The following is a 4617-nucleotide window of genomic DNA, read 5'->3' as shown; positions in this document are numbered from 1 at the left end:
TGTGAAGATTTTTAATTACAATTTGAAGTTGCATTTGGAATTATCTAATAACTCACTATCTTGTGTGCTGAATCCCCCAAAATGGAGGATATATTATTAACCTAAACTACTTAACCTATGAAAAAACTATTACTGTTTTTCGGGTTCGTGTTTGTCGTAGGTTTTACGATGGCACAAGAAAGAACCGTATCGGGTAAGGTCACATCTGTTGAAGACGGAAGTACCCTACCCGGTGTTAATGTGATTTTAAAGGGAACAACTTCTGGAACCGTTACTGATGTTGACGGTAATTACAAATTGAGTGTTCCTGCCGAAGGAGGTACGTTAGTATTCTCATTTATCGGACTTGCAACTGAAGAGATTGAGATTGGCTCAAGGTCTGTTATCGATCTTTCCATGTCACCAGACGTACAACAATTATCTGAAGTTGTAGTAACAGCAATTGGCATTGAGCAAAATAAGCGTGCTCTTGGATACTCAGTTCAAAATGTGGGTGGAGAAGAGCTTGCAAATGCACAGGAAACTAACCTGGTAAATGCGCTTAACTCTAAGGCCGCTGGTGTGTCAGTTGTTTCGTCTTCTGGAACACCAGGTGCGTCCGCCAATATTCGTATCAGAGGTAATACTTCAATTACCGGTAGCAACCAACCATTATTCGTTGTTGATGGTGTACCAATTGATAATAATGAAGCAGGTAATGGTACTGGGGGCGTAGATCAATCGAATAGAGCGATCGACTTAAACCCTGCTGACATTGAAAGTCTTACCATTCTTAAAGGACCATCTGCAACTGCTTTATATGGTATAAGAGCAGCTAACGGTGCAGTTGTGATTACTACAAAAAAAGGTAAAAGAAATACAGCTCCTGTTGTTACATTCAGTTCTTCAACTGAATTCTCAAAAGTAAATAAGCTAATTGATTTGCAGCAGGAGTATGCACAGGGAACGAATGGTAACTACCTTGACCCATCTTCTTTTACAGGTTTTAGCTGGGGTCCAAAAATCAGCTCATTGGAGTATGATGGAGATGCGGATTACACTTGGAATCCTAAGGGTAAGTTAGTTGCTGAAGGTGCCGGAAATGGAACACCTGCAGAGGCTTTTGACAACTACAACTTTTTCGTTACTGGTGTTACGACTGATAATAATATAAATGTTAGAGGTGGTACTGAAGGAACTTCATATTATATGTCTGTTGGTTACTTAAATCAAACAGGTGTTATTCCAAACTCAGAATTTGAAAGGGTTTCTTTTAGATCTACAGTTTCTACAGATATCACAGATAAATTGACGGCAAGTCTTTCCGGAACATACGTAAATTCAGGTGGTGTTCGTATGCAGAGAGGCTCTAACTTATCTGGTGTAATGCTGGGTCTTATTAGAAATACTCCAACTTTCGATTTAGGTTTAGGGAAAGAAGGCCAGGATGCTGCTGATTTTCAGCCGGCTTACCAGTTTGCTAATGGTGGACAAAGAAGCTACAGAGACGGTATTTATGATAACCCATATTGGGTAGTAAATAAAAATTTCACAGAGGATGTTGTAAATCGTGTGATTGGATATATATCATTGGATTACGAAATATTACCAGGGTTAAATGCTAAATATAAATTAGGTATTGACAATTACATCGATAGCCGGGTAAGTGCAATTGAAAAAGTTGATAATCATGATTTAACTATCAATTGGAGACCAGGTGAAATCCAAAATAGAGAGATCAACTCTACTGACCTTAACTCTGATTTCATTTTGACCTACAACAAGACCATTAATGAGGATATTACTATCTCAGCTCTAGCAGGTCATAATTATTTTGAAAGTAAGTCGACTGACAACATCGTTACAGGATCCACTATTGGTGCTTTAGATTTTTACAATATTGCAAATACATCTAGTGTAGTTGCTTCATATAACCCAGTGAGAAGAAAAGTACACGGTGCTTATGCAGATGTGAAATTTGGCTATCGTGACATGTTATTCTTAAATTTTACAGGGCGAAATGACTGGTCTTCTACATTGCCGTCTGACGAGAACTCGTTCTTCTATCCGTCAGCAGCTCTTGGTTTTGTATTAACTGAAGCTATGGGAGTAACTGATAGCTACGTGAAGCTTAGAGCAAGTTGGGGTAAAGTAGGTAACGATGCTCCGGTATACTCAACTCTAAATTATTATGCACAGGCAGCAGCAACTGGTGATGGCTTTATTGATGGCATTTCATTTCCTTTCCAAGGTATAAATGCATTTGAACAGGACGGTACTTTAGGAAATAATACTCTGGTAGCAGAGCTTACTACAACCTACGAAGTTGGTGCTGACATAAAATTATTTAATAACCGTCTAGGATTCGATCTTACTTATTACAACTCAGAAACTGAAGATCAAATCATACCTGTTACAGTATCGGCTCCTTCTGGTTTCTTAACTACAGTAAGAAATGCTGGTTTAGTTTCAAATACTGGCTTTGAAGCAGTAGTGACAGGTACTCCTTTAAAGGGTAATGACTTCTCCTGGGATGCTACGTTAAACTTCACTACTTATGAAACTACAGTTGAAGAGTTAGCCCCTGGCATTGATAATATCTTCTTGGCAGGTTTCACAAGTGTGTCTTCCAGAGCAATTGCAGGTGAGCCTTTCGGAGCACTTTATGGAGACAGATACCAAAGAAACGAGGCAGGTCAATTAATCATCGGTTCAAATGGATGGCCGTTACAAGATCCTAATGCTGGGATTATCGGAGATCCTAATCCGGACTGGTTACTAGGATTTAGAAATACTTTCAGCTATAAAGGACTTGCATTAAGTGTTTTACTTGATGTAAGACAAGGCGGAGATGTTTGGAATGGTACACAAGGTATCTCTAACTACTTCGGTACTTCGCAAAAGTCTGCTGACAATAGAGAAATGACGGGGGTTGTTTTTGATGGTGTCGATCAGGATGGCAATCCAAACAACGTTCAGGTTGACATTGCCAACCCTGCACAGGGTATAGGTACTTATCGATATGTGAGATACGGATTTGGTGGTCTTGGTGAGGAAAATATCCAAGATGGATCTTGGGTGCGTTTGAGAGAGGTTGCTCTTTCATATTCTTTACCAAAATCGTTTCTAGATTCTACGCCATTTAAATCTGCAAGCTTATCTCTTATAGGTAGAAACCTATGGGTAGAAACACCATATGAGGGAATCGATCCTGAAACTAACCTTACAGGAGCATCAAACGGATTTGGTTTAGATTATTTTAATAATCCTAACACCAGAGGTTATGCAGTAAAACTAAGAGTTAGTCTTTAAGAATTTAAACTATGAAATATATGAAAACCATGAAATTTAATGCGTTTGCATTATTATTCAGTTTGATAATCATATTGCCATCTTGTGAGTTTGGAGATACAAATGAAGATCCGGAAGCCTTGGCAGAAGTGAGTTTGAACCTGGTATTGCCATCGGCAATTACTCAGGTGGGATTTAATAATGGGGCAGTTGCTTCAAGAAATCCTGGTATTATAATGCAGTATTTTGAAGGTACTGATGCACAGCAATTGCAATACACTAGTTATAATATGCCAGATAACACATTCAACAACTTGTGGAGAACGGGTTTGTATGGAGGTGCTATGAAAGATCTTGATTTAATCATCAAGCAGGCAGAAGAGCAAAATGCTCCTTATTACGCTGGTATCGGTAAAGTTTTGATGGCTCAGTCATTGGGTCTTGCAACATCATTTTTTGGTGATATTCCTTACTCTGATGCATTTCAGGGAGAAGAAGGAAACCTAGCTCCAGCTTATGACACTCAGGATCAGATTTATACCACAATGTTTACTCTATTAAACGGAGCGATAGCAGACTTTCAAACCGATGGTGGAGATATTCTCCCAGGAGGGGATGACCTGATATTTGGAGGTGATGAAAAAGCGTGGATGGCAACTGCTTATGCTCTACAAGCGAGATATTACCTACACTTAGGAGGAAAAGATGCATCAAACTACCAAAGCGCCTTAACTGCCTTGGATAATGCTTTTACATCTAACAAGGGTAATGCTGAATTGCAATTTGAAGGAACTGTGACAGGTGGTAATCCATTATGGCAGTTTCATAGTCAAAGGAGTAATACTATGGTTTTAGCCAAGTACTTTTTAGGTGAATTATCTGGCGACCCAAGAAAAGCGTTGATATTGGAACCAGACACAAAAAATGGTTTTGCGCCAAACACATATTGGGGAGCTCAAGCTGCACCTACTGTTATCATCAACTATGCGGAATGTAAGTTTATCGAGGCGGAATGTCTTAACAGAACTGCTGGAGAAGCTGCTGCATTGCCAGCTTTGAAAGAGGCTATTGCAGCTAATATGGATGATATGGGAGTAAGTGAAGAGGATAAATCAGATTACTTACTTACAGTTACAACTGCTACTTTAGAGAGTATCATTAGTGAGAAATATAAAGGACTTTACCCTCAGAATGTAGCATGGAATGACTTCCGTAGAACAGGTCTACCGGCTATTACGCCTAATAAAGACAATGCTGAAGGTTTAAATCCTGGAGGGGCTATACCTCAGAGATTTATTTATCCAAACTCTGAAAAAGAATTAAATTCAGATAACGTTCAAGCTGCTA

The 4617-nt window shown here is 39.1% G+C and carries 2 protein-coding genes; both read left to right on the top strand.

Annotation, left to right across the window (positions count from 1 at the left end):
* Positions 1–117: 117 nt before the first annotated feature.
* A complete protein-coding gene (locus E1176_RS05720) occupies positions 118–3291 on the top strand; it encodes a SusC/RagA family TonB-linked outer membrane protein (protein ID WP_155209606.1) in 3174 nt (1057 codons plus the stop codon).
* A gap of 20 nt (positions 3292–3311) precedes the next feature.
* A partial coding sequence (locus E1176_RS05715; protein ID WP_185152650.1) for a SusD/RagB family nutrient-binding outer membrane lipoprotein occupies positions 3312–4617 on the top strand: 1306 nt, incomplete at its 3' end.

The organism is Fulvivirga aurantia (assembly GCF_009711475.1).
GTDB classification, from domain to species: domain Bacteria; phylum Bacteroidota; class Bacteroidia; order Cytophagales; family Cyclobacteriaceae; genus Fulvivirga; species Fulvivirga aurantia.
This window is presented reverse-complemented; position numbering and strand designations above follow the sequence as displayed.

Coding starts and splice junctions, on each gene's coding strand:
- E1176_RS05720 (WP_155209606.1), top strand. CDS start 118: ATGAAAAAACTATTACTGTTTTTCGGGTTCGTGTTTGTCGTAGGTTTT.